This window comes from Paenibacillus assamensis DSM 18201 (assembly GCF_000422445.1).
In the GTDB taxonomy this organism is placed as follows: Bacteria; Bacillota; Bacilli; order Paenibacillales; family Paenibacillaceae; genus Paenibacillus_B; species Paenibacillus_B assamensis.
Map to the genome: position 1 here is coordinate 99,950 of NZ_KE383838.1, position 24,821 is coordinate 124,770.

Here is a 24,821-nt window from a genome sequence, read left to right on the forward strand (position 1 = left end):
TATAAGTTCAAGAGTATTTTTACCAAGTTTTTTTAACTTATTTGAGATTGCTTGGGCAATTGCAATATCGGGTATGATTTGGTTATGATGATAACAAAATAACTTGGAGAGGTGATTGCTGTGAGTAACAACTCTGCCGCATCTAACTTAGAAAAAGCAACGTTCGCTGGCGGCTGTTTCTGGTGCATGGTGACACCATTCGAACAACTTCCAGGCATACACGGGATCGTCTCCGGATATATTGGCGGTCACACCGAAAATCCCACTTACAAAGAAGTATGTTCAGAAACTACGGGTCATGCTGAAGCTGTGCAGATTACATATGATCCACATGTTTTTCCTTATCAAAAGCTGCTCGAACTTTTTTGGCAGCAAATTGACCCCACAGATGCTGGAGGACAATTTTATGATCGTGGACGCTCCTATCGGACAGCCATATTCTATCACAATGAGCAACAACGCGAGCTAGCGGAGCATTCTAAGCAGCAGCTTGAAGCCAGTGGAAGATTCAACAAACCAATCGCCACTGAGATCGTACCCGCTGCAACGTTTTATGAAGCTGAAGAGTATCACCAGTATTACCACATGAAAAATCCAGCTCATTATAAACGATATCGCAAAGGTTCAGGACGAGATGCATTCATCGCAGAACATTGGGGAGTCAGTGATGTAGAACGACATCAATTGAAAGAAAAGTTAAATCCAATGCAATATCACGTTACGCAAAATAACGCTACTGAACCCCCCTTCCAAAATGAATTTTGGGATCACGAAGAAGAAGGCATTTATGTGGATATCGTCTCTGGCGAACCATTATTTAGTTCCGTGGACAAATACGATTCAGGCTGCGGCTGGCCAAGCTTCACCAAGCCACTTCACCCTTTTAACGTTACAGAGGAACTGGATTTAACCCACGGTATGATCAGAACAGAGGTCCGCAGTCGTTTCGGAGATTCGCATCTGGGGCATGTATTTGATGACGGCCCAACCCCAGCAGGGCTTCGCTATTGCATAAACTCGGCAGCATTACGCTTTATTCCTGCTTCTAGACTAAAGGAAGAAGGGTATGAGCAATTCGTGTCAATGTTTGCTTGAGAAAAAGCATCATTATCATGTTGTATCATTCATTACCATCACAAATAAATAGAGCACCCTTCAACCATCTCATGTACGGCTGAAAGGTGCTCTTTCGATACAACAAAGTGATTCACACATTTGATTTAACAAGTGTTACGCTGATTTTTTCTTCACGAATGCTACGATATTATTGAAAGTCGTGAGGTCAGAAAATAAAAAATCTTCATCTGATATTTTGAAATTATATTCTTGTGCGGTTGCAGTCAATATTTGCACGTGAGTAATAGAATCGATGCCCCACAGTTCATCAATTGGCGTATCCAACTCATCCTCGGACATTACGACACTATACGTTTTAAATATTTCACGAACTCTCGACTCTACTGTTGATTCCATTTTTCCACCCCATAATATTTGATTAGATTGCTCCGTTTTATTTTGCAGCTACTAGCGTCAACGACCACATTTCTTTTTCCATCTCAAGTAATTCTTTTCCCTTTGCATGGATTAGATTCAGATTCAATTGTTTATCATCTGAAAGTGTTTTGTTGATGAAGATTTGTTTGATAGCTTTCCAACCTTGTTGAATACGCTTGTTTGCCCGACTCATTTCTTTTCCTAGCGCTTCATCAATCTGGCCTATTTCAACTAATGATTGAATCAAAAAGTTATTGCCGAGATGTCGATTCTCAATGATATTTATGCCAATTAAAGAAATACTAATATAATCATCAAACTGATCCGCTGCTGCCTTGATATCCCATAATCCATCAAATGAGAATTGTGCTAACTCCTCCACCAATCGTTCTGCATTGCGCCTTACATCTCGAATCGATAGTTGATAGGGTTCAATTTCATCATTAAATTGATATGTAAAAGCATGCGGTTCTCCGTTGGCTGGAGTTGTCACCGCTGTAGAATTCATAAACGCACGAATAAGCCTTTCCTCGGGCACTTCATGAGTACGATAGCCTTCAATATCATCGTCTAGGACAGCGTACATATTCGTTTCAGGGTCATAACCATTAATGATGGAATAATGACTCATATGAAACTTTTCCCACGCGATATTTTTAGGCAGCCAATAAAATAAGTCAACGTGGATCTTAACAAGCTGCTTCTTTTCCAAAATAATGTGCTTAAGCTCTTCAACAAAATGATCCATGTCTTTAAAGAATATTGGCTCTTCTTTAACAATGACTTTGCTCAATATGTATTTGTCCCAGTTCGTACTATAATCCAACACCTCGATGGTAGGCGTCATAAATGAATAATCAATAGCTGCCCCCCATGTTTTATAAGAATAGTCGTTCATATATGAGGCGTATTTATAGCTTGGTTCTAACTGGCTTGCAATCGTATAGTGGGAGTTCAAAATGCAATTCATCCAAAAATCGTTGTACGGTGTTAACGGTATGGAATACTGCATGTACGAGCACCTCTTTCCCTGATAATCGTTTGATTGGCATAATTGTGTAATTAAAATGATTCGAAGCAGAGCCTGTAGCCTTACATGAGGAATTATCCATGATGTAGTTTAATAGAATAACACAAGCATTACATATACTTGCACATAAATAGAACATTTATAAATATACGAATATATACATAATTGTTCACTGAATAGATAAACATCAACGTACACATAAGCAAAAAAGAAGATTGCCTCGCAAATACCTAATTATGCACGTTCGTTCCATAACAAGTATTCAAAGTATTACTTCCCGAGAGTGTACAGATTTCCTAAAATCAACCTAAAGATACACCAATAATTTGCAAATATTATTGATTCTCTTAATTATATTGTTTATACTTCTTAATAAATCATTAACAGCATGAAAATATTGCTAATAAGTTGCTATATCTAGAAGAATACCGCTAACTATATGTTCTGTCAATTGTTATAGCGCTTGAACTTTGGAGATTATTTTCCATCTACTTACATATTGTTGTGTAGCTACTATCCTATTACTTCTTTGATTTGCACAGAAATGATAGTAACTGAAATGGCTTTTCGATTAATTGTTTATTCACATTTTATACATATATAAATGAGTGGAGGGCTTTTAATGGAACACATCTATTCAGCTTCAGTTATCATTCCTACTTACAATCGTATTAACAATTTGAAACGCTCATTGGATTCTTTAGTCGAGCAGCAGCTTCCTAAAGATGAATTTGAAGTTCTCATTTGTGACGATGGGTCAAGTGAAGATACGCTAGGATTAGCGAAGAAATACGATGGACTATTGAACATCAAATACTTTTATCAAGAAGACAAAGGTTTCAGAGCTGCTGCTGCACGCAATCTAGGTATTCGCAATGCGGAAGGTAATCTATGCATTTTCATTGATAATGGGATTATTCTGCACAAAGATGCGATTCAAGAGCATATCAATGCTCACCAAGAAAGCAGTAAGCCAAGTGCTGTGCTGGGCTATGTTTACGGTTATGACATGGCAACCAGCAATCATGAGGAGATACGAGGAGTTGTCGAAGATAACTCTATAGATGGTGCTATAGAAACATTGCGCAATATGAAAATTCTTGATATTCGTGAAAAGCACTATCTTGAGTTTGGGGACGATCTTGAAGCATGGCCTGCCCCATTTGTTGTACTCTGGACATGTAATGTTTCTGTTCCTCGGGAAACGCTGCTCGAAATCGGGATGTTCGATGAGAACTACACCACTTGGGGTGGAGAAGATATCGATCTAGCCTTGGCACTTCTCCAACATGGAGCTACCATCAAACTGGCGCGAGCTTCAATGAGCATTCACTTCCCACATGAGAAAGAGCACGACTGGGAAATTGATGAAGAAAAGGGAAAATTGGAACTGATGCAAAAGAAAGAATATTTGGTTAGCAAATATTCTTCTCCAGAACTGAAACGTTGGATGGAGATAAATGACATAGACCAACTCAATCGAGTACTATTAGCAGAACGGCAGTCAATCCGATAGCTCAATCATTTCATGAATGTATAACAGGGGATGCCAAGTGCATCCCCTGTTACTGTACCTATACCATTTTACCAAGCCATTATACGCTTAATCTCTTGAGTAAGTTGATCTGCCATTTTAACATGTGTATTCGTAGTCGGGTGCCCCTCTTCACCAAGCCCATCCCGCTGCGTATCAATCAAATCAAATATAAGTGAGTAAATATTCAAATCGCCTGCCGCTCGAAGTTGTTCACATGCCTCAACAACATAATCTTTAAGTGGCCATTGTTGAAATGGACCAAGTGTCATTACAATCTTCGCCTGAGGATAATTGCTGCGTATACGTGTAACGAATCTACAATAGGTTGTGACAAACTCTTGTTGATCAATAGCAAAGTTATTATCATTGGTTCCTAAATTAATGACAACGAGATCAGGAATCCAGCTCGAGAAATCCCATCTTGATTCAGGTATGATTGGATTGAGCCTCTTATATTGTACTGGCATCGTGTTGTCTCTATCATTGTCATAATTAACGACCAAACCGATACCTGATACAGCTATCGTGTGATGCTCAGCGTCAAGCGCATGAGTCGCAATCGTGCCATAAGCAAGTTCGTTATTTTCATTTTCGGGTTTCGTTAGATCCTCTTCCCTGCCTTCATTACCAGAACCGCAGCTAATTGAATCGCCAATAATCTCTACTTTGCGCGTTAACCGTGCTGGCGGTTCTAGAAAAGTTCCCCCTTCAGACAGGGTGAAGCCCATAAACTGAATACTTCCGAACATCCCTTCCGTCCGTTTATATACTTCAATCGTATGTACGTCATCACGAAGATCTGTTGCCAGCGTGTATACCGATACCCCTGCATCAATGTAGAGCTTGTAGGGCTCGCCACCATCTATGCTCACATTTACCCATGAGTGATCTCGATGTTTCACGGTCATATACATCGTAATGGAAGAGCCTTTAAACCGAGCTGCAATCGAACTTCCCGGCCAAGATAGTATAGGTCCACCATCATCTGACCAATCTATTCTACCCACATAACGTATACTATTTCGCATATCAAATTGAGCGCTCTTCAACTGTTCGCCGCTCGGCCGCACGATTGGCTGCCAATACTTGTTCATTACTTCCACTATTATGTCCACTCCTTAAGCAATCGTTAGCGTCATCGTCAGTCTCAAGCTGCAAAGACCGTTCTGTCTCTACTATCGCCATACATACTACTAACCTATTTGTATCTATCAACGAAAATGGAAGATATACGTAAATATTGTAACATACAAGAAGCAGACAACAGATATTTTAAGCTATAATAAGATTAGTTTTTTTCGTTTATTTGGAAACAAAATAGAAAGGAGCCTCATTTCATGAATCGAAGGTCGAGTCGTGCCATTGTTGTTAATCAGATCGGTTATCCTCTCCATAGCACTAAACAAGCTGTGTTCACAAAGGATGGAACCTTTCATGTTGTGAACGAAAACAGTGGGAAAATTGTTTTTACAGGGCGAACGAGTTGTTTAAACAACGATCCTGCTAGCGGTCACATGGTGGCTCTCGGTGATTTTAGCGAGTTGAACGAAGTTGGAAGATTCTACATACAACATGAAATGGAAAACGTGACTTCTGCCTCATTTTCGATCCAGCCACATCCATATACCGCTCTTCATCACGGACTATTAAAAGCATTCTATTACTTTCGCTGTGGACAAGAGCTTACACCAGAACTTGCTGGCCCATGGCACCATAGTGCCTGCCACCTAGCAGTGGGATTCATTTATGACAATCCTGAGCAAAGCTTGGATTGCTCAGGGGGTTGGCATGATGCTGGCGACTACGGAAAATATATAGTACCTGGAGCAAAAGCGGTTGCCGACTTGCTGCTCGCATATGAGCTGTATCCCAGCGCCTTTCGTCGTCCTGTCCCTATTCCAGAAACAGATGGAATCCTTCCAGATATACTGCATGAATGCCGTTGGGAGTTAGACTGGATGTTTAAGATGCAGCACCCGTCCGGAGGTGTGTTTCACAAACTTACTACACATCAGTTCCCTCCATTAACTACTTTGCCGGAGCACGATCTAGAACCGCTTATCTTTTCTCCCATGTCATCGACAGCAACTGGTTGTTTTGCTGCGATAATGGCGAAGGCTGCACGAATCTACCAACCATTCGATGCAGACTATGCACACAAGTGTATGCAAGCATCTGTTCTCGCATGGAAGTGGTTAGTAAACAATCCAGATGTACTCGCATTCCGTAATCCACCTGACATCGGTACAGGCGATTACAGTGACCAACAAGACATAGACGATCGTTATTGGGCTGCTTGTGAATTGTACGCTACGACAAATAACCCTGTTTATCATGATGCACTGCTGACGATGAGCAAAGAAGCGTTCCATAAATTTGGGCTTTGCTGGTCCAATATCGGTGGATACGGCACCATAGCCTATTTACTGAGCGTTACTACGCAGACGGATTCCGAATTATATGATCAGTTGTTAAGTGGACTTCGGAATGAAGCCGACTATATGCTCTGGAAGAGCACAACAGACGGTTATGGCATTTCACTGCTTAAAGATGAATATATTTGGGGCAGCAACAAAGTTGTGATGAACAACGCTATGCTGTTATTGATAGCCTATCGCTTTTTTGAAGACAAACGATACGAAGCAGCCGCATTGAATCATGTTCATTACCTTTTAGGACGTAATTCACTTGATCTAAGTTATATAACAGGTTTCGGAGATCGTCCTGTCCAACATCCACATTACCGCCCAAGTATTGCAGATGACATTAAAGACCCTGTACCTGGACTTGTTAGCGGTGGACCTAATGCTGGCTTACATGATGATATTTCAAAAAAATGCCTCCAAGGTCTGCCACCAGCTCAATGCTTTATCGATCATGAAGATAGTTACGCCACCAATGAAGTAGCTATCTATTGGAATTCCCCTGCTTTATTCGTACTTTCCCATTGGGTGCAGCAGAAATAGGTAAGAGAGATGCTCCGTCATTCACACACTCGTTACATCACGGAATGACGGAAGCTAATCTCTCTTTTTAAAAACTAAACTTTGCACATTGACTCACTTTCTACCTTATGTCCATATACATTTACATTCCATATGGAAAATCCATATGTAGTTTCCCTTTCTAACATAAGTATGCGAACGTACCTGCCCTCACCATGGCAAACAATGACTTCTTCACTCACTTCCACCTCTTCTTCTCCTTCTCTTCTCTCTTTTTCTTTCGTGCTTATCGTTACCCATGTTTCAGTATCATCCGACACTTGTATTTCATACTTCGTAGCAAAAGAATATTCCCACTGGACAACAACGCGTGAAACAGCCACTCTCTCTTCTAAGTCAATATATAACCACTGCGGCTCCGAGAATTCGCTGCTCCAACGTGTTGAACTATTCCCATTTACCACATGACTAGCTGGAAAAGTCATACCGTCAAAACCTGGTTCAACAGACGAGGCTGATACCATTTTATTCAAAGCCCAATCTTCTCCTAGTAAGCTAGGCTCCGTTCTTACTTCAATCTCCGCTTGCAATTGCGATACGTTTCCAAAAATATCTTTTGAGCGAACGACGATATGATAGTCTGTATCTGGCTTTACGTTCTGGAACTTATATCTCGTCACCCTCGTTTCAACCATCATGTCATTTATCGTAATTTCAAATGCTATGACGTGATCTTTTAGCATCGGTGCTTCCCATTCAATAGCAATACTATCGCTCGTGATTGCCATTGCTCTTAAATGAAATGGACCAGCTGCTAATTGTTCGGGCTTGTTCCACGAAGATGCTTCAGCATCCTTTGCTACTTCTTTTTTCAAAACAAGTAATGTTAAGCGTTCGTATTCACGTAACCCTGCCAATCTTTCAATTAAATCATCAATTTGTATAGGCTGTTTTAATATATGAATTTGTGCTTCTTTTTTAATAATTACATTTTTAAGCCCTTCCGCCAGATCAGAACAGTAATGCAGCATATTGGACACATAGGAGGGGACTTGAAGAAGTTTGACATAACTGGAGAACATATATCGTGATCCACAGAGCACAACAAACAGCTGTAATAATGTGTGAAAGATGTCTTTTTTCTCTTCCATCGTTACATATGGAAGCTGATTGACCATGTCAAGAGCTTTATCAAACAATCTGGAACTTCCCGCTTCCTTCATGATCTGTTGAATCGCTCTATCGAGAAATAATTGCTTCGTTTCAGCAGTGAACTCAATATTTTGCACATGCATGCTAAACAGCGGATACTCCAATTGACTGACTACATTCAGTACAAATTCTGAATCATACGTCTCCGATGCAACATGTCGAATATCATTCAATACAGCATGTTTCTGATTCACAAACTGCTCTATCATCATATAATGCGTAGATTCTCCATCCATAAAATGAAGCTCTGGAAAATACTTCGGCTTTAAACCAGCAAACACGACATTTTTATTATGCAAATTCATTTCAACAAACCGCACAGCCTCACCCATAGATGAGCCCTCGAAATCCGTAAACTTCACGCCTACTTGTAAAAGGTCAGCATCTTCCAAGCACTCCATATGTAAAAGCCAAAAACCCTTTTTCTCCTCTATTAACTCTTTATATAGGTTATCCGAGCTTTCATAGGAATTATAAAAAAGATATTCTGCTTGATGCCCACAATTGAGCAACTGATGAGCAACTGAGATTCTGTAACAATTTAGATGACTTCTACGAAAGAACAAATAATGATTCATACCATCACCCTTTTCTCGCTCTTCTCTCTTTCTATACGATGAATTTTCAATAGGCAAAAGGTTGAACATGGGACATGCAATTTCATTATATTTATATAACAATGAAATTGTTTATCATATCTTGTTGTCGAATTATCAGTTATTTCGCAAAAAATCCCCTCCTTATTCTTCACCGTCATGAGAACATGGTTGTTCTCACGTGATTACTTAAAGAGGGGATACTGTATCTTTTTTATTTTTCAACTGCAGTGGCGGCTGCTTGTTTAAATAAGGCAACAACCATAACCGTTGTAACGACATACAAAAATGACATCGGCTGACCAAGCGCCTTGAATATCAGAGGAGAGACGATAGAAAAAGCTAGCATGATTATCGTACCAAATAAGTTAATGGCACCATAAAACATACCACGACGCTTAGCTGTATCAGCTAATTTCGATAAAGATTTGCCATTCGCCCATTCACGCACACCAGATGTAAGCAGCCAGATTAAATAAATATTCGTTGCTAAAATAGCGATACTCTGAATAATCGCAGACCATAACCATAACTGTTCACCCATTAATCCCGCTATAAAGGGCCCAATAAACTCATAACCCGTCAATACGATTACTACAGGCATAAATCGCTTCGCGCGATAAAAAGATGGGGCTGTTTGCTGCAGCTCTGTCAAAGCCTTCAATACTAACAACATTCCGAACACATCGGGAAGTACATCTATAACCCCCCATAATCGAATATCAATTAAGAAGATTAGCCCCCATAATATCTTTTTAAATGCTTGTTGTTCTTGGTTCATCTGCCAACCGACTCCCTTGTTGAAGTAAACTCCTGTTGTCTCTTTCATCTCTAATCACAATCAAGTACCGTTACATTCTATAGTTCTATCATATTGCATACGTGAATCAGTATACCGCTGATTCAGCAGTCAAGCAACGAGCAAGAGAGCTTCCACCTATATATAGAATAAGTGCACATACAACGAGTGTATTTTCATCCATAATTAGGGTTCATATTTAAGCGTGAATGAATTAGAGAATTGAAGTATAATAGAAACGATGTCTTTATGAGGGAATTCATTATATAATAGATAGATTGTCAGATTGCTGCAGGAGGTTAAACAATGGCATCGATCAAAATATTTTCTGATAGTACATGCGACCTACCACCATCACTAATTGAACAACATGATATCGGGATTGTCCCCCTCTATGTGACATTCGGTGATCAAGCGTTCCAAGATGGCGTGGACATGGACCCTGCCAAGCTTTATGAAATGGTAGATCAAGGTGGTCAGCTTCCTAAGACTGCTGCACCGTCTCCAGGTGACTTTGTCGCAAAGTTCGAACCGTTCGTTAAAGCTGGACAAGATATTATCTATATCGGTCTTTCTACAGAGCTCTCTTCAACGATTCAAAATGCGATTATCGCATCTCAAATGCTTGAAGAACATTCTGGACGTATTCATGTTATTGATTCCATGAATTTATCAACAGGGATCGGCATTCAGGTTCTTCGTGCTGCACGTATGGCTGAAGCTGGAAACAGCATTGAAGATATCATTCTACACATACAAGAAATGAGAAAGCATATCGAAACCGAATTCATTATCGATACGCTTGATTATTTGCACAAGGGCGGCAGATGCAGCAGCTTGCAGAACATCATTGGAACGCTGCTTCGCATTCGTCCAGTCATTAAAGTCGTAGATGGCAAAATGATTGCAGCCAGCAAAGTACGCGGCAAACGTGAAAAAGCATTGGAGCAGCTTCTAAGCAATCCTCTGAATTTGAAAGATCGAATGGATAATGACACAATATTTGTCACTCATTCCTATTCTGATGAAGATGCTGCCTATGTGGTTGACCAGCTTAAGCTGCTCACGGGAGCTAAGCATGTGTATACTTCGTATACAGGCTGTGTCATTTCAAGTCATTGTGGGCCGAATACGATCGGTATCGTCTTCGCAACGAATAATTAGAACCTTTTGCGGCACATGCGAAATTACAAAGAGAGGGAAGATAAACGACATCTATCGTCGCTTTCTTCCCTCTTTTTCTTATTAAGCAGCAAACCATCTATGTTACTTGCGGCGAAGTCCACGCTGCCAATTGTCTGAATACTTGATTCCGTTCATCCTGATAAAATTCTTTACGCAATATTCCCATAGCGATGAAGTCAAAATACATTCCATCTCGATATATCCGCTCTCTCAATCGACCTTCTTCTGTAAAACCACATCTTTTATAACTTCGGTATGCGCGTTCATTGTTACTAATTACATCTAGCTGCAATCGGTGCAAGCCTAATTGATCAAAAGCAAACACCATCAACAGGCGCAATGCTTCCTCACCGTAACCAGCGCCATGATAGGCTTTGTTGCCAATAACGATACCGAACGTACCCGTTCGATTTTTCCAGTCGATTTGCAAATCAACTTGTCCAATATACGCCTCTGAATCCAGCTCAGCAATAACGAAACCGTACTCCTTCTGGGATGGTTTCATTCTCATCTCTATAAAAGATTCTGTCATATTGATCGATTGAGGTGCTTGAAAAAGATCATGAAGTCCAGCGGTGACCGTGCCATCATTGACCCATTTGCGAACTTCTTCGATATCTTCCTTGCGGTACTCTCTTAACCGAATTCTCTGTCCTAAAATATGCGGCATAGCAAGCCCCTCCACCTTAATATGTTTACGATGATATAAAAATAGTAAGAAGGATTCTAATCATTTCATCATATGATTGTCAACCAGAATCTGGAGGCTGAGCAGCTACAGTTCGAGAAGCTAGCTTTAACATCACTTCAGTCGGCTCACCTTCTGAAGAAATTTGAGTCTGCTCTGTCACATACCCTTCCCCTTCTACCCGCACCTTGATGCCAAGGAAAGAGCTTATAGCGAGTACATCCCGAAGCGACAACCCATCAAAAACAGGCGTAGGAATATTCTCTGGCTTGTCAGTCAATATATACACCGTCGATCCTTTTGAAAGGGCTGTCTGTGAAGAAGGATATTGTTTCAACACTTTGTCCCCCTGACCAAATCGGCGAATCTTCATCCCTTCTGCTTGAATGGCCTTTACCGCATCTCCAACCGGCTTATTCGTCACATCCGGCATTTTACGTTGATACCTGATAGCAGCCTTAGCCTTTTCCTCTGTTGAAGGTACTACACCACTTAATCGCAAACTACGCTCCATCGTAGACTTGAATACTGGCATCGCAACTTGGCTCGCCAACGTGTAATCTCCACCCAATTGTGGATCATCCACGAAAATGCCAATGACATACTTTGGGTCTTCAACAGGAGCATATCCTGCAAAGGAGACCAGCCATGTTGTTTTTGAGTATCCACCGCCACTTTTGGCTCTTTGGGCCGTACCTGTCTTCCCAGCTACCCGAATACCAGGTATTTGAGCAGTCTGTCCCGTTCCATCCAGTACTACCTCTTCTAATATTTCAGACACTTGCTTAGCTGAGGCAACTGATATGACTCGCCTACGCTCATCCTTATGCTCATTGCTATCACTAGGTGAAGTATCACCTTTGATCAGTTGAGGTGTCATCCATTCACCACCATTGGCAACAGCTGCATAGGCAGTAGTCATTTGCAGACCACTTATAACCGCCCCCCCTTGACCAAAGGTTGTTGTCGCGAACTCAGAAGGACGATTATATCTAACAAAACCCGCTACATCGCCTAGTTCAACCCCCGTATTTCCATTCATGCCAAAGGCATCGGCATAGTTCATAAATGTATCTTCTCCAAGTGCTTGGCCCATCTTAACGAAACCAACGTTACTTGATTTTTTCACACCCGTTAAATAGTCTATTACGCCCCAGCCAACTTCATTAGCGTCGTGAATCTTAATACCTGGAACTTTAATATGACCGGATAGAAACTCAGCATTAGGATTAAACTTCTTCTCTTCCACAGCAGCGACCAACGTAACGAGCTTAAACGTCGAACCCGGTTCAAACCGTGAATACAGTGCATTATTCTTCATATCACGTATCGGATCGGATTTCGAATACGAATTCGGATTGAAAGTCGGCGCGCTTGCCATCGCTAATATTTCCATCGTCTTCGGATCCATAACGTATCCCACTGCAAACTTTGGATTCCATTGCCGCATCATGTCTTGCATGGAATCTTCTAATATTTTTTGAATATCAACATCTATCGTCAACTGAACTTGCTGCCCATCTTTCGGTTGAACGACTTCTGGTTTCGATTGAGGTAATGGATAACCCTTGAGATCACGCTGTCCTTTAATTGAACCGTCTTTTCCAGATAGTGCATTATTCAATTCAGCTTCAACCCCCATAATCGGCTTACCTTCTCGATCGATATATCCGAGAATATGAGCCGCCGTCTCATTATAGGGATAATAGCGCTTCGTATCTCTTTGCAAACGTACACCGTACTCATAGAAAACGATATCTTGACCTTGGATACGAGACTGCCCAAACGTTTGATTGAACTCTTCCAATCTGTCATAAGGCAAATGTCGACCCTGTGGGTGTAACTCAACTTGCGTCTTTTTCTTATTAACGAGCTCCATCACCTTGGATTCTGTTGTCCCTAATAGTCGTGATAGTTCACGCGCAACATCCGCTTCACGTTTGTTATCTCTCACCATTTCAGGATGCAGAACGACATGATAAGATGGCGCGCTTGCAGCAAGCACTTTCCCATTACGGTCGACAATATCACCACGATGTGCAGGCATTTTAACTTCGTACGCCCAAGTCTTATTGTTGTGCTGTTCATAAAATTCAAAATTGACCACTTGAATCCAGAAAAGTCTTATCAAAATAACGGTAACACATAGTATGAAGAAGCCGCCTAGAACGAGTGACCGAATCCGAATCCGTTTATTATGCAGCATACTACGCATCCCTCCATACAAATGATAGAATAATTAATTACGTCCACGACCATTAGATTATGAAAGTCATTCACGCTCGACCTTATGTTGCAACATTATCGTCTAACAGTTGGAATGGAGATTTCCACAACCGTTCCGATTCCGATGCGGCTAAAAATGCTAACCCCATATTGTTCTCCATACTGCAGCCGTATACGTTGATGAACATTGCGAATTCCGTAGCCGCCATTCACGTGATCTTGCGAATCGAAAATATGACTAATGCGTTCCGCCGTCATTCCAACCCCATCATCGACAATGCGAATTTTGATATGCTCATCCAAACATTTAACCTCAATACGGATATGAATTCGATCCCCACACCATGCGTGCTCGAATATATTTTCAAGAAACGGCTGTACGATTAGCTTAATCGTTTGATAAGGCCATATATCACTATCTATTAAAAATAGAACGTCCATCCGTTCGCCAAATTTAATTTTTTGGATTTCAATATAAGCTTGTGCTTGTTCTAACTCCGTAGCTAATGGAATATTCGTTCTACCGTCATTCAACGTTAGGCGATAAAACTTTGCCAATTCCATTACCATTTGATGCAGTCTTTCGGTATCCCCGAACTTAGCTAATCTACTAATAGATGATAACGTATTGTACAGAAAATGAGGGTTGATTTGTGCCTGTAAAGATTCTAGTTCAGCCTCTTTCTTTTGAAGCTGCGTGACATATACTTCTTTGATAAGATCCCCTATATTTTCTCCCATTTCATTAATTGCATTGCCAATTTCAGAGAATTCATCTTTGTTGCGTAAATGAACTCGTTTATGGAGATCTCCTTCACGAAATGCATTTAATATCGTAATTATTTTGTTTACTCGTAATGAAAAATGTCTAGAGATAAAAATAGCCGCGAACGTACATACGATGAGGCAGGAAAGAGCTACCCATATCGTAAACATTCGAATACGCTTCGCATCTTGCTCTACAATCATAGTAGGTATGGATGCAGTTAATACCCATCCTCCGTCATCTAACGCTTCTTCAATCGTCATGAACGTTTCATCATTTACACGAGCGTGATCTGGGGCTGAACTTGCTGCTGAACGATAGACCGTATTCCCGTATCTGTCCCTGACCGTCAATATACTTCCATCGCCAATTTTAGCGTAATCCACACTTTCGAATAAATCAGACAACTTAATGCTGATTCTCACAAAACCAATTTCTTTCATATCTAAAGGCTGCTGAATATCGACGATTCTTCGAAGCAAAGAGATTCTTCCAAAATCAGCATCAGACTGCACCTGTCTCCACGCCCATGTTCTACTGTACTGTTCAACAGGATGTTCTTGATACCATGATTGTTCTTTTATTCGTTTTATATGAAAAATGTTATAGGTCCGTCCGGTCTGATCTGGTTCTTCATTTATAAAAGTTTTATGATATATTTCCGGTAGTGTTTCATTATGAAAAAAAACAGACGCCCATATTTTCAAATTCGTTGAAGTAATGGCATTATGTAAAGTTGGAACGACAATCTTAATGGTTTTCTCATGCGTTTCCCATCCTTCTTCATAGTAGCGAATCGCATCAGCTAAGTTATAATCATAATAAATGGTGGATGATACCCTTATGACATCGTTAATTCGATAATGAATATTATCTTTAATTTGCTGCAGTGTACCGTGAATCGTAGTCTGCGTCTGCTTGCGCACGGACTCTACATACATACTATAGGATACGATTCCAATCACAATTAGAGGTACAATAATGAATATCGCATACGTCACTAACAATTTGTAACCAAACGGAAAATATCCTCTTCGATGATGCTGTAAAGCCCTCATCCTCTCCACATCCTCATAATTTCTTACGGAACTCCATTGGAGTTGTACCGTAAGTTTCTTTGAACTGTCTACTAAAATACGGCAAATATCGATATCCCACTTGATTAGCTACTTCATATATTTTCATAGAAGGATCTTTGAGCAGTTCTTTCGCTCGTTCCATACGTAGCTGAAATAACATCTCACTGAATGACTTACCTACCTCTTCCTTAAATAGGAATCCTAAATAGTTAGGGGAGAAGGAAAATTGAAGAGCGATATCTTTAAGCGCGATATTTTCATGTAAGTTATCTTCCATAACTTTAATAATTTCTCGAATCAAACGACTATTTTTAGAAAGTGATTTCTGCTGCAACGTTTCTGAGATATAAAATACTTGCCGCACAAGCCAAGAACGGATATCACTAGTCGTTTCGAATTTCTGCAAGATATCTAAATTATGAAGCTGCATGCCTAGCATCCGAAATACATCCTCATCCATAGATTGTAAATGCTGATCCAGTTTCATGACGAGATACAATGCTAAGTTATGTACGGTAAATTTAGAGCGAATACTCGCAACGGAGTGGAATAAATTATCAATTTCATCATGAATCCGCACCAGATCATATTCCGAAATGGCTTGACACATAGCGTCTACTCGAATATCGAGTGTTCGGGCATCTTCCATTTCAGGAGTACGCTTTACATCCATGTAGGGAATAACTTTCCCTTTTCCAAGGAACATTTTACCCTCAACTGCTTCAATTGCTTGCTGATAAGAAGCGCTTAACTGGTCTACTTCATGTACAGCTTCACCGATCCCTACCGTAAACGTAAACGGATATTTCGCCTGAACTTGATTCACTATCGCATGCATACAATTTGCCACATGCTCACTAGTCATTAAGATTGCAAGCCTCTGCTTAGATAATTGACAGCTATGAATCGTTCCACAGCTATGACATACTTCTTGCATATCCTGACTAAATGTCTGCTGCCATTGCAGTTTCTCTTCTGTCGAGTATGTACCAAGCATGCCACTTGTTCTTGCATCATCTACTTCAACAACGGCAACCTGCAAGGGCCATTGAAGCTTATGAAGTCCAACAGATTGGGATAACTTATCTAGCTCCATAAGAGTCAGCCTCTTGTAATCCCCCTCTAATAATCGAGTCATTAATTCATTTTTGGCCATTGGGCGCATAACTTCATAGTTCTCTTCCGCTTCTTTACGCCTTTTGTCTTCGTTTAGATCCTTTGTCACCTTATTTAAAGATTGAATAAGCTCCTCATCATCCATTGGCTTCAGAACATAACTGCATGCATTCATGGATAATGCTTGCTTGACATACTGAAAATCTTGGTAACCGCTTACAAAAATAATACGCATATCTTGTTTATGTTCCAATGCACGTCTTGCCAGTTCAAGTCCAGACATGTTAGGCATATGTACATCTGTTACAAGAATATCGACAGGCTGTTGTTGTATAAGTTCATAGGCCGAAAATCCATTATTCACGGCACCTACTACTTCTAATCCCAGTTCACTCCAAGGAATAAACTGCCTCATTCCTTCTAGATCCAACACTTCATCATCTGCTAACAACACTTTGTACATGTCAGGACCCCCTCGAAATATATAAACAGCAAGTTAAAGCGGTTATCATATCATTATTATTGAATATACCAGCAAATAACTAAAAGCAAATAACTAAAGACGTAACTAAACGACAAAAATATGTCGCGAACTATTCCAACTTATGGATCTATTGTATCATGACCTATTCTTTCACACGACCATTGTTTTAATAAAAAAACAAAAAAAGTTAAGTCTATACGATTGTATAGACTTAACTTCTCTACTAGACGTTCTTATTTACCAAGCTTTTGTTTGTTTTCTTGCCACATTTTTGTTTTGTATTCAAGCACTGTGTTGTAGCCAACAGCCTCTGCATCAGCATGTGCTTTGTCTAGCACTTTCAATACATCTTCTTCGCTCTTCGCGTACAATGCTTGAGAACGAGCTTCCAAGTAGATATCTTCTACAGCCTGTCTTGCGATACCTTCATCGGATTCTTTTGATGGATCTAGATTTTGGAACTCAGTAGCATTGTATTGCGTTTTCCAAGTGATCTCGGATTGCCATCTTGTTTCCCATGTACGTTTTTCTGGTGGAAGCTGAAGCTCGAACTTGGATTTAGCAGGATCAATGTATCCCGTGTTACCAACCCATTGGAAGTTAACCAACTTATCCATCAGATCTTGACGTTCTTTTTCTTTTGTGAAGTACTCATCTTTCAATTTCGGTACTCCGTCAGCATCTACACCTTCCCAGTATAGACCTTCAGGTCCCCAGAACAATACGCGGAATCCTTCAGGACCAGTCATATAATCCCAGAATGCAAATACTGCTTCTGGATTTTCTGCGGAAGTTGTAATTACACTTACGTTCCAACCCAAAGAGTTGTAGTGACCAGGATTAATTTTATCTTTAGGAATTCCAGCTTTAGCAAATGGCCAAATCATGAAGTAGCCATCATTCGGATCTTTCTTTGTCAATGCCGCATGTCCCATACTTCCGAACTTTGTCGTATCTGCAGAAGAATAAACAGCTACTTGACCATTCATAACTTTTTCTTTAACTTGGTCTTCTGTTTGCGTCAACGCACTTTTTGCTACCAAGCCCTCGCGATACAGTTTGTTAATAAACTGCATCGATTCACGGTAAGTTGGATCCAAGAAGAGCGATGTCAACTTGTCGCCATTAGGTACAGCACGCATCGAGATGTGAGTTGGTGGATTAGATTCTTTAAACGCAGAGTAAAGCGTATCGAATCCTTGTCCTTCTAAGCCTGGCTCGAACGGAATTACGTTAGGATACTTCGCTTTAACTAATTTCAGATAGTTATAGAAGTCATCCAACGTTTCAATTTTAGGCTCACCAAGCTCTTTGTACATTTTAATGTTCAACATGTAGCCACCGTTACCGTTAGGCTCTTTTGTATACCAGTTCGGGAACTGATATAACTTTCCATCTGGTGAACGAAGCATGTTAAGCGTATCTTCGCCAGCCCACTCTTTCAGGTTCGGATATTTATCCAAATAATCATCGAATGGGACAAGCAATCCATTTTGACGCAAACGCTCAACTTCGCCATCACGCTGCATCCATATTACATCAGGAAGCGTTCCACCTGCGATTAATGTGTTAAGCTTTTGGTTTGCTTTACCACCGGAAAGAATTGGTTTAATCGTAACTTTCATGTTGTCTTGAATCCACTTCGTAGCAGGGTCACCACCCCATGCTGGCATGGAGAACCAGTCATAGTGACCATACAATTCGATTTCAAGCGGCTCTTTACCAAACTCATACTTTGCTGTTGATGCTTCTGGTGCTGTTGTTTCAGAACCTTTTTTCTCTGGTGTTGTTGCAGCAGGTGTTCCGCCGCCGCAGCCAGCCAACAATGACATTGCTGCGAATACCGCGATAAGCGGAAGCAGTAATGACTTACCCCAACGGTTCTTCATAGACATAACCCCTCTCTTATTATGCATGTGCTGATCACTAGGATCATCTATGTTCAAAGCAAAAGCTTCAAACAACATCGGTTAGAGACTACTCTTTCAAGGAACCTACCAATACACCTTTAACGAAGAAACGCTGTAAGAACGGATATACCATAATGATCGGCAATGTAGCTACCATCATTGTCGCCATTGATAGCGATTTCGTAGTTACATTGGATGCACCTGCCATTCGAGCAGCAGCCTGTGGATCCAGCTTACTCATTTGCTCCGTCATAATATTGGCATTCAACGTATTACGTAGAATGGTTTGGACTGGCAATAGGTTCTCATTGTTAATGTAAATACTCGGGATAAACCATTCATTCCAATGGGCTACCGCTGTAAACAAGGACAACGTTGCGATAACAGGACCTGACAACGGAAGAACGATAAAGAAGTACGTTTTCCAAGGTCCGCAACCGTCCATTTTCGCCGACTCTTCAAGTCCTGCCGGCAATCCTGCAAAGAACGTACGGAAGATGATCATATTCCATACCGATACCAAACCTGGCAAGATCATAACCCAGAATGTATCCATCAATCCCAACTCACGAATAAGCAAGTATGTCGGGATTAAACCACCACTAAAGTACATCGTGAACACACACATAATCATGTAATATTTACGACCCATAAGTTCACGCTTCGTCATTCCATATGCTAGTAGAGATGTTGCAAATATACTTAGCAACGTACCTAAGACGGTTCGTAAAACTGAAATAACAAAGCCATTAATGATACGTTCATCTTGCAGTACGATTTTGTAGTTCTCGAGTGTAAACTCTCGAGGCCAGAAGGTAATTCCTCCAAGCATCGTATCTTTGCCATCATTTAAAGATATAACACCGGCATTCCAGAATGGGTAGAACGTTACGAAGGCCAGCAAAGTCAGAAACAAGTAAATCCAAAACTGAAGCATTTTATCGCCAAATGTTAGTTTCATCGTGCTACCTCCTCCCTACCACAAACTGTTGCCACTGCGACGAGCGACCGCGTTAGCTATTGTGAGTAGAATGATACTGACTACTGATTTGAACAATCCTACTGCAGCTGCATAAGAGTATCGATGATTTTCAATACCTACCCTGAGTACGTAGGTGTCTATAACATCCGATACGCTCCAAACGATCTTATCCTTGCTCAGGAGCAATATATCTTCAAATCCAGCGTTCATAATGTTTCCGATTGCCAGAATCATGAAAATGATTACTACAGGCATGATACATGGAAGCGTTATCAGGAAAATTTGTTTAAACCGGCTCGCACCGTCCATCGAAGCTGCCTCATACAAGTGAGGATCGATACCTGCAATGGCGGCCAAATATACAATTGAAGCGAATCCGATCTCCTTCCAGACGTTGGTCGTAATCAAGATAGACCAGAAGTATTCAGGCATCGAAAGGAAATTCAGTGGTTCTTCAATTAAATTGAGCTTCTCTAAAATGATGTTAATACTGCCGTTGTCGACAGACAACATCGAAATAACAAAGCCCGATACGATAACCCAAGACAAGAAGTGTGGCAAGTAGCTTAACGTTTGAACAAGGCTCTTAAAGTATTTGTTGCCAACCTCGTTAAGCATTAAGGCAAGAAGAATAGGTGCTGGGAAGCTAATTAGCAACTTCAAAAAGCTAATAACGAGTGTATTGCGTAATACTCGCTCAAAATCAGGAGAATTGAAAAAAGCTATGAAGTGCTTAAAACCAACCCAGTTACTAGCAAAAAACCCTTTAAACAAGCTGTAATCCTGGAAAGCAGTTAGTACCCCGTACATCGGAATATAACTAAAAACAAATACGAAGCAGAGAGCTGGCAGTACCATCAATTGAATATCGATTTGCTTAATAAAGCGCTGCCATCCACTTTGCTGTGATGCTTTGATTTTTTTGAGCCCTGGATCTGGCGCTGAGCCTTGTGATGTGCTCAAGTCAGTAGGCGACATAATCATTCTCTCCTTTCCATCTCTCTTTATAGACTTCTGTACTACTATTGTATGAAGCAACTGCGTAAACGAATAGATGAGTAAACAACGAATTGTGATACTTTCCCATGAAGTTATATCATTTCATGCAAAAAGACCTACTGCGAAAATCAATTTCACAGTAGGTCTTTTATCAATTACGATGATGATTAACGTTTGCCAGGTTCATACGGAACTCCAAGTGCAGCCGGAGAACTGGACTTTTTGGATGTAAAGATAAGAACGACAAGCGTAAGCACATAAGGAAGCAAGTAGAATATTTCATTCGGAATATGCTTCGCCGCTTCTACCACTTGAATTTGGTCTTTAACCGCCTGTGCTACACCGAAGAACAAGGCAGCACCAAAGGCTCCGATTGGATGCCAACGACCAAAGATTACAGCTGCCAAGGCAATGAATCCTTGACCCGAAATCGTATGGAAGGTAAAGCTGCTGTTCATCGTCAATGTAACGGTTGCTCCACCAAGTGATGCGATCATCCCGCCTGCTAATACAGCCAAGAAGCGCAAGCGATTTACACGAACACCTGCAGTGTCTGCCGAACCAGGGTGCTCACCAACAGCACGTAGGCGCAAGCCTAGTGGTGTACGATACATAATGAAGTAAATAATGATAGCTAATGCAATTGCAATATACGTTACCGGATATAGGCTGAAGAAAGCAACTCCTACGAACGGAAGATCAGACAGAACCGGAATGCTGGCTTTACTAAATACGTTGTGCAATAATGGCGTTTCCGCCGCACCGTCAAACAACAGTTTTACGAAGAAGAACGTAGAACTCGCTGCCAACATGTTTACAACGATACCGCTAATTACTTGATTAGCCTTAAAGCGAACGGAAGCGATAGCATGCAATAGGGCGAATAACAAGGTGAAGATTGGTGCAGCTAAAAATCCAATCCACGGTGATGCACCACCCATATTTGCTTGCTCAGCATAATAAGTGACTACACCGGCTGTAAACGCACCGGATACCATGAAGCCTTCTAATCCAAGGTTAATTACACCTGCACGCTCAGTGATGAGACCACCCAATGCTGCAAAGATAAGCGCAGTCGCGAATACGAACGTACCATTAATGAGAAACGCTATCATTTCCACGAGCGCTCACCTCCTTCCTACGAGTCGAACGTCGAAGTTGGAATAATACGCGCAGCATGCCTGGAGCCGCTGCAAAGAAGATGATGATACTAACAACCATGCGGATTACTTCTCCTGGTACGTCAGCACCAAAGCTCATTCCTTGCGAACCGTACATCAATGCTCCGAACAATGCAGCAGCCAACAATATGCCGATTGCTGTATTCATACCTAGCAATGCAACCGCAATACCGTCAAAGCCTAGCCCTGAAGTCGTTGGCGCGATAGCCAAATATTTGAACACACCTAAGATTTCAAATGTACCAACTAATCCACCCATCATACCGGAAATAAAGAATGTGCGATGGATCGTCTTATTTACAGAAATACCAGCATAATGTGCAGCATGTTTACTGGAACCAACTGCACGCAGCTCATAGCCCCACTTCGTCTTGTTCATATAGAAGGAGTAGCCGACTAGAAGAAGCATCGTGATGATGAATCCCCAGTGAATTCGAGCTCCATCAAACCATTGAATTAAGAAAGGAATTTCAATGCTTGCTGAATCTTGAATGAGCTTCGAACGAGCTGTCCCCTCTTCCATCATGAACATACGAACGACGATATGGCTAATATATAGCGCACTCCAGTTCAACATGATACAAGTTACAACCTCGTTGATACCTCTGCTCGTTTTTAACCAAGCAACTAGCATCCCCCACAGACCACCGAATATAGCACCTACAACGATAGCAACAATAGCATGTAGTACTGGTGGTAGATCTAAGAAGTATCCTACAAACAATGCCCCGATAGAACCCATTACGATTTGTCCTTCAACCCCGATGTTGAACATTCCGCCGCGGAATGCAACCGCAACAGCCAAACCAGTCAATATAAGAGGCATAATAGAACGAATCGTTTCTCCGATATCATAAGGATTCCCTACAATTTTCTCAATCATGGATTGGTAAGCTAGTACAGGCTCATAGCCGCCGACCAGCATAACGATTGCACCAATCAGTAACCCTAGAAAGATGGAAATGATCGAAATCCAAATGGATTCTTGTCTAAAAACATTCATGAGTGACTTAAGCTTAGCCATTGGACGATTCTCCCCCCAACTTTCCTGCCATCATTAACCCTAACTTCTGCTCATTTGTCGCCGAAGGAGTCGTCTCTCCAACGATTTGTCCATTGAAAATAACGAGAATGCGATCTGCTACATCTAATATTTCATCCAATTCAAATGAAACAAGAAGTACCGCTTTGCCAGCATCGCGTTCAGCAATCAATTGCTTATGCACAAATGAGATTGCACCTACGTCCAAGCCACGAGTTGGCTGTGCCGCGATGAGGAATTTCGGATTCGCTTCGATCTCACGTGCAATAATAATTTTTTGCTGGTTACCACCCGATAAGGAACGTGCCAGAACCTCTGTGCCTGGGGTACGAATATCATAGCTTTCAATGAATCGCTCTGCTTCTTTTCTAATATTGCTTTCTTGCAATATTCCAAGCTTGCTCATAGGATTATTGTAATACGATTTCAGAACAGAATTCTCACTCACTGTAAAATCAAGTACAAGTCCATGCTTATGACGATCCTGTGGAATATGTCCAACACCCAATTCACTAACTGTCCGCGGAGATAGGTTAGCCATTTCCTTGCCTTCCAAACGAATGGAGCCAGACTCAATCTTCATCATGCCAGTCAGCGCTTCTATTAGTTCACTTTGTCCATTACCATCTACACCAGCGATACCAACGATCTCACCAGCACGAATATCAAAGCTTACACCGCGGAGCATATTTTGACCGCTTGAATCTTTAACATGCAGATCTTTCACTTCCAACAAACGTTCACCAGGCTGTGCAGCTTCTTTATCTACATGAAGGCTTACGTTACGCCCTACCATACGCTCTGCAAGCGCTTCGGGAGAAGCTGCAGCTACTTCCAGCGTGTCGATGACTTTACCTCTGCGAATAACTGTGCAGCGATCTGCAATTTCCATGATCTCTTTAAGCTTGTGCGTAATGATAATGATAGATTTGCCTTCTGCCGCCAAACCTTTCAATATCGCAAGCAATTCCGTAATCTCTTGTGGCGTCAATACAGCCGTCGGTTCGTCAAAGATTAGAATATCCGCTCCACGATATAGGATCTTCATAATTTCTACACGCTGCTGCATCCCTACAGAGATTGTATCTACAACGGCATGTGGCTTAATATTTAAGTTATATCTATCCGATAATTCTTGAATCCGCTGCGCGGATGACTTAAGATCGATAGCTAAACCTTTCTTCGTCTCCATACCTAGTACAATATTTTCAGTTACCGTGAACGGTGGAACTAACTTAAAGTGCTGATGAACCATTCCGATGCCGAGTTCAATCGCTTTACTAGGGGTGTCCATAGAAACAGGTTGGCCATTTATCCAAATCTCACCTTCATCTGGCTGATACAGACCAAACACCATATTCATCAGAGTCGATTTCCCGGCCCCGTTCTCACCTAGCAGCGCCAATATTTCACCTTTGCGCAACTGTAAGTCTATGCTGTCATTTGCAACGATTCCCGGAAATCGCTTGGTGAGCCCCTTAAGCTCAAGAACGATGTCGTGTTGAGCGGTCATACGGATTCCTCCTTAAGAAGTTCCCCCACCACTTAAG

General features: G+C 41.2%; 19 protein-coding genes. 4 read left to right on the top strand and 15 right to left on the bottom strand.

Annotated features, from left to right (window positions below; translation table 11 throughout):
* Positions 1-120: 120 nt before the first annotated feature.
* Entirely contained in the window at positions 121-1,095 is a 975-nt protein-coding gene (msrA, locus tag H580_RS0118810) for a peptide-methionine (S)-S-oxide reductase MsrA (protein WP_028596164.1), read from the top strand.
* Positions 1,096-1,230: 135 nt separating this feature from the next.
* Here msrA and H580_RS0118815 read toward each other — a convergent pair whose 3' ends face one another.
* Together H580_RS0118815 and H580_RS24755 are read right to left on the bottom strand one after the other, a co-directional pair.
* Positions 1,231-1,473 carry an acyl carrier protein gene (locus tag H580_RS0118815; protein ID WP_028596165.1) on the bottom strand — a complete coding sequence of 81 codons (243 nt, stop codon included), beginning with the start codon at positions 1,471-1,473 and terminating at the stop codon, positions 1,231-1,233.
* 37 nt (positions 1,474-1,510) lie between these two features.
* Complete coding sequence (locus H580_RS24755; protein WP_051217560.1) at positions 1,511-2,506, bottom strand: hypothetical protein; 996 nt, start codon at positions 2,504-2,506, stop codon at positions 1,511-1,513.
* Positions 2,507-3,146: 640 nt separating this feature from the next.
* On the opposite strand from H580_RS24755, the gene H580_RS24760 reads away from it, so the two are divergent.
* Entirely contained in the window at positions 3,147-4,040 is an 894-nt protein-coding gene (locus tag H580_RS24760; protein ID WP_051217561.1) for a glycosyltransferase, read from the top strand.
* 68 nt (positions 4,041-4,108) lie between these two features.
* Here H580_RS24760 and H580_RS24765 read toward each other — a convergent pair whose 3' ends face one another.
* On the bottom strand, positions 4,109-5,155 hold the full coding sequence (locus tag H580_RS24765) for an SGNH/GDSL hydrolase family protein (protein WP_245583609.1): 1,047 nt from the start codon (positions 5,153-5,155) through the stop codon (positions 4,109-4,111).
* A gap of 243 nt (positions 5,156-5,398) precedes the next feature.
* On the opposite strand from H580_RS24765, the gene H580_RS0118835 reads away from it, so the two are divergent.
* Positions 5,399-7,027 (top strand): glycoside hydrolase family 9 protein, encoded by a 1,629-nt coding sequence (locus H580_RS0118835; RefSeq protein ID WP_028596166.1) that lies wholly within the window; start codon positions 5,399-5,401, stop codon positions 7,025-7,027.
* A gap of 74 nt (positions 7,028-7,101) precedes the next feature.
* Here the strand turns inward: H580_RS0118835 and H580_RS0118840 are convergent, their stop codons facing one another.
* Together H580_RS0118840 and H580_RS0118845 are read right to left on the bottom strand one after the other, a co-directional pair.
* The gene (locus H580_RS0118840) at positions 7,102-8,619 is read right to left on the bottom strand and encodes a discoidin domain-containing protein (protein ID WP_028596167.1); all 1,518 of its coding nucleotides are present in this window, start codon (positions 8,617-8,619) and stop codon (positions 7,102-7,104) included.
* Positions 8,620-9,028: 409 nt separating this feature from the next.
* Positions 9,029-9,595 carry a hypothetical protein gene (locus tag H580_RS0118845; RefSeq protein ID WP_028596168.1) on the bottom strand — a complete coding sequence of 189 codons (567 nt, stop codon included), beginning with the start codon at positions 9,593-9,595 and terminating at the stop codon, positions 9,029-9,031.
* Between the two features lie 324 nt (positions 9,596-9,919).
* On the opposite strand from H580_RS0118845, the gene H580_RS0118850 reads away from it, so the two are divergent.
* Positions 9,920-10,777: a DegV family protein gene (locus tag H580_RS0118850; protein ID WP_028596169.1), complete on the top strand. Its 858-nt coding sequence runs from the start codon at positions 9,920-9,922 to the stop codon at positions 10,775-10,777.
* A gap of 97 nt (positions 10,778-10,874) precedes the next feature.
* Here H580_RS0118850 and H580_RS24770 read toward each other — a convergent pair whose 3' ends face one another.
* From H580_RS24770 to H580_RS0118900, 10 genes are all read right to left on the bottom strand, one after another.
* Positions 10,875-11,468, bottom strand: a complete 594-nt coding sequence (locus H580_RS24770; protein WP_051217563.1) for a GNAT family N-acetyltransferase — start codon at positions 11,466-11,468, stop codon at positions 10,875-10,877.
* 79 nt (positions 11,469-11,547) lie between these two features.
* Positions 11,548-13,692 carry a penicillin-binding transpeptidase domain-containing protein gene (locus H580_RS24775; RefSeq protein ID WP_051217564.1) on the bottom strand — a complete coding sequence of 715 codons (2,145 nt, stop codon included), beginning with the start codon at positions 13,690-13,692 and terminating at the stop codon, positions 11,548-11,550.
* 95 nt (positions 13,693-13,787) lie between these two features.
* The gene (locus H580_RS0118865; protein WP_028596170.1) at positions 13,788-15,536 is read right to left on the bottom strand and encodes a cache domain-containing sensor histidine kinase; all 1,749 of its coding nucleotides are present in this window, start codon (positions 15,534-15,536) and stop codon (positions 13,788-13,790) included.
* 13 nt (positions 15,537-15,549) lie between these two features.
* A complete protein-coding gene (locus H580_RS0118870; protein ID WP_028596171.1) occupies positions 15,550-17,136 on the bottom strand; it encodes a response regulator in 1,587 nt (528 codons plus the stop codon).
* A 254-nt stretch (positions 17,137-17,390) separates the two neighbouring features.
* On the bottom strand, positions 17,391-19,046 hold the full coding sequence (locus H580_RS0118875) for an extracellular solute-binding protein (protein ID WP_028596172.1): 1,656 nt from the start codon (positions 19,044-19,046) through the stop codon (positions 17,391-17,393).
* A gap of 88 nt (positions 19,047-19,134) precedes the next feature.
* Entirely contained in the window at positions 19,135-20,028 is an 894-nt protein-coding gene (locus tag H580_RS0118880) for a carbohydrate ABC transporter permease (protein ID WP_028596173.1), read from the bottom strand.
* A gap of 15 nt (positions 20,029-20,043) precedes the next feature.
* A complete protein-coding gene (locus H580_RS0118885) occupies positions 20,044-21,027 on the bottom strand; it encodes an ABC transporter permease (RefSeq protein ID WP_084509368.1) in 984 nt (327 codons plus the stop codon).
* Between the two features lie 188 nt (positions 21,028-21,215).
* A complete protein-coding gene (locus H580_RS0118890) occupies positions 21,216-22,163 on the bottom strand; it encodes an ABC transporter permease (protein WP_425414139.1) in 948 nt (315 codons plus the stop codon).
* Complete coding sequence (locus H580_RS0118895; protein WP_028596176.1) at positions 22,144-23,253, bottom strand: ABC transporter permease; 1,110 nt, start codon at positions 23,251-23,253, stop codon at positions 22,144-22,146. Before H580_RS0118895 ends, H580_RS0118890 begins: the two co-directional genes overlap by 20 nt.
* Entirely contained in the window at positions 23,246-24,784 is a 1,539-nt protein-coding gene (locus H580_RS0118900; RefSeq protein ID WP_028596177.1) for an ABC transporter ATP-binding protein, read from the bottom strand. The genes H580_RS0118895 and H580_RS0118900 overlap by 8 nt, the downstream gene beginning before the upstream one ends.
* Positions 24,785-24,821: the final 37 nt, after the last annotated feature.

Coding starts and splice junctions, on each gene's coding strand:
- H580_RS0118815 (WP_028596165.1), bottom strand. CDS start 1,473: ATGGAATCAACAGTAGAGTCGAGAGTTCGTGAAATATTTAAAACGTAT.
- H580_RS24755 (WP_051217560.1), bottom strand. CDS start 2,506: ATGCAGTATTCCATACCGTTAACACCGTACAACGATTTTTGGATGAAT.
- H580_RS24760 (WP_051217561.1), top strand. CDS start 3,147: ATGGAACACATCTATTCAGCTTCAGTTATCATTCCTACTTACAATCGT.
- H580_RS24765 (WP_245583609.1), bottom strand. CDS start 5,155: ATGAACAAGTATTGGCAGCCAATCGTGCGGCCGAGCGGCGAACAGTTG.
- H580_RS0118835 (WP_028596166.1), top strand. CDS start 5,399: ATGAATCGAAGGTCGAGTCGTGCCATTGTTGTTAATCAGATCGGTTAT.
- H580_RS0118840 (WP_028596167.1), bottom strand. CDS start 8,619: ATGGAGTGCTTGGAAGATGCTGACCTTTTACAAGTAGGCGTGAAGTTT.
- H580_RS0118845 (WP_028596168.1), bottom strand. CDS start 9,595: ATGAACCAAGAACAACAAGCATTTAAAAAGATATTATGGGGGCTAATC.
- H580_RS0118850 (WP_028596169.1), top strand. CDS start 9,920: ATGGCATCGATCAAAATATTTTCTGATAGTACATGCGACCTACCACCA.
- H580_RS24770 (WP_051217563.1), bottom strand. CDS start 11,468: ATGCCGCATATTTTAGGACAGAGAATTCGGTTAAGAGAGTACCGCAAG.
- H580_RS24775 (WP_051217564.1), bottom strand. CDS start 13,692: ATGCTGCATAATAAACGGATTCGGATTCGGTCACTCGTTCTAGGCGGC.
- H580_RS0118865 (WP_028596170.1), bottom strand. CDS start 15,536: ATGAGGGCTTTACAGCATCATCGAAGAGGATATTTTCCGTTTGGTTAC.
- H580_RS0118870 (WP_028596171.1), bottom strand. CDS start 17,136: ATGTACAAAGTGTTGTTAGCAGATGATGAAGTGTTGGATCTAGAAGGA.
- H580_RS0118875 (WP_028596172.1), bottom strand. CDS start 19,046: ATGAAGAACCGTTGGGGTAAGTCATTACTGCTTCCGCTTATCGCGGTA.
- H580_RS0118880 (WP_028596173.1), bottom strand. CDS start 20,028: ATGAAACTAACATTTGGCGATAAAATGCTTCAGTTTTGGATTTACTTG.
- H580_RS0118885 (WP_084509368.1), bottom strand. CDS start 21,027: ATGTCGCCTACTGACTTGAGCACATCACAAGGCTCAGCGCCAGATCCA.
- H580_RS0118890 (WP_425414139.1), bottom strand. CDS start 22,163: ATGATAGCGTTTCTCATTAATGGTACGTTCGTATTCGCGACTGCGCTT.
- H580_RS0118895 (WP_028596176.1), bottom strand. CDS start 23,253: ATGGCTAAGCTTAAGTCACTCATGAATGTTTTTAGACAAGAATCCATT.
- H580_RS0118900 (WP_028596177.1), bottom strand. CDS start 24,784: ATGACCGCTCAACACGACATCGTTCTTGAGCTTAAGGGGCTCACCAAG.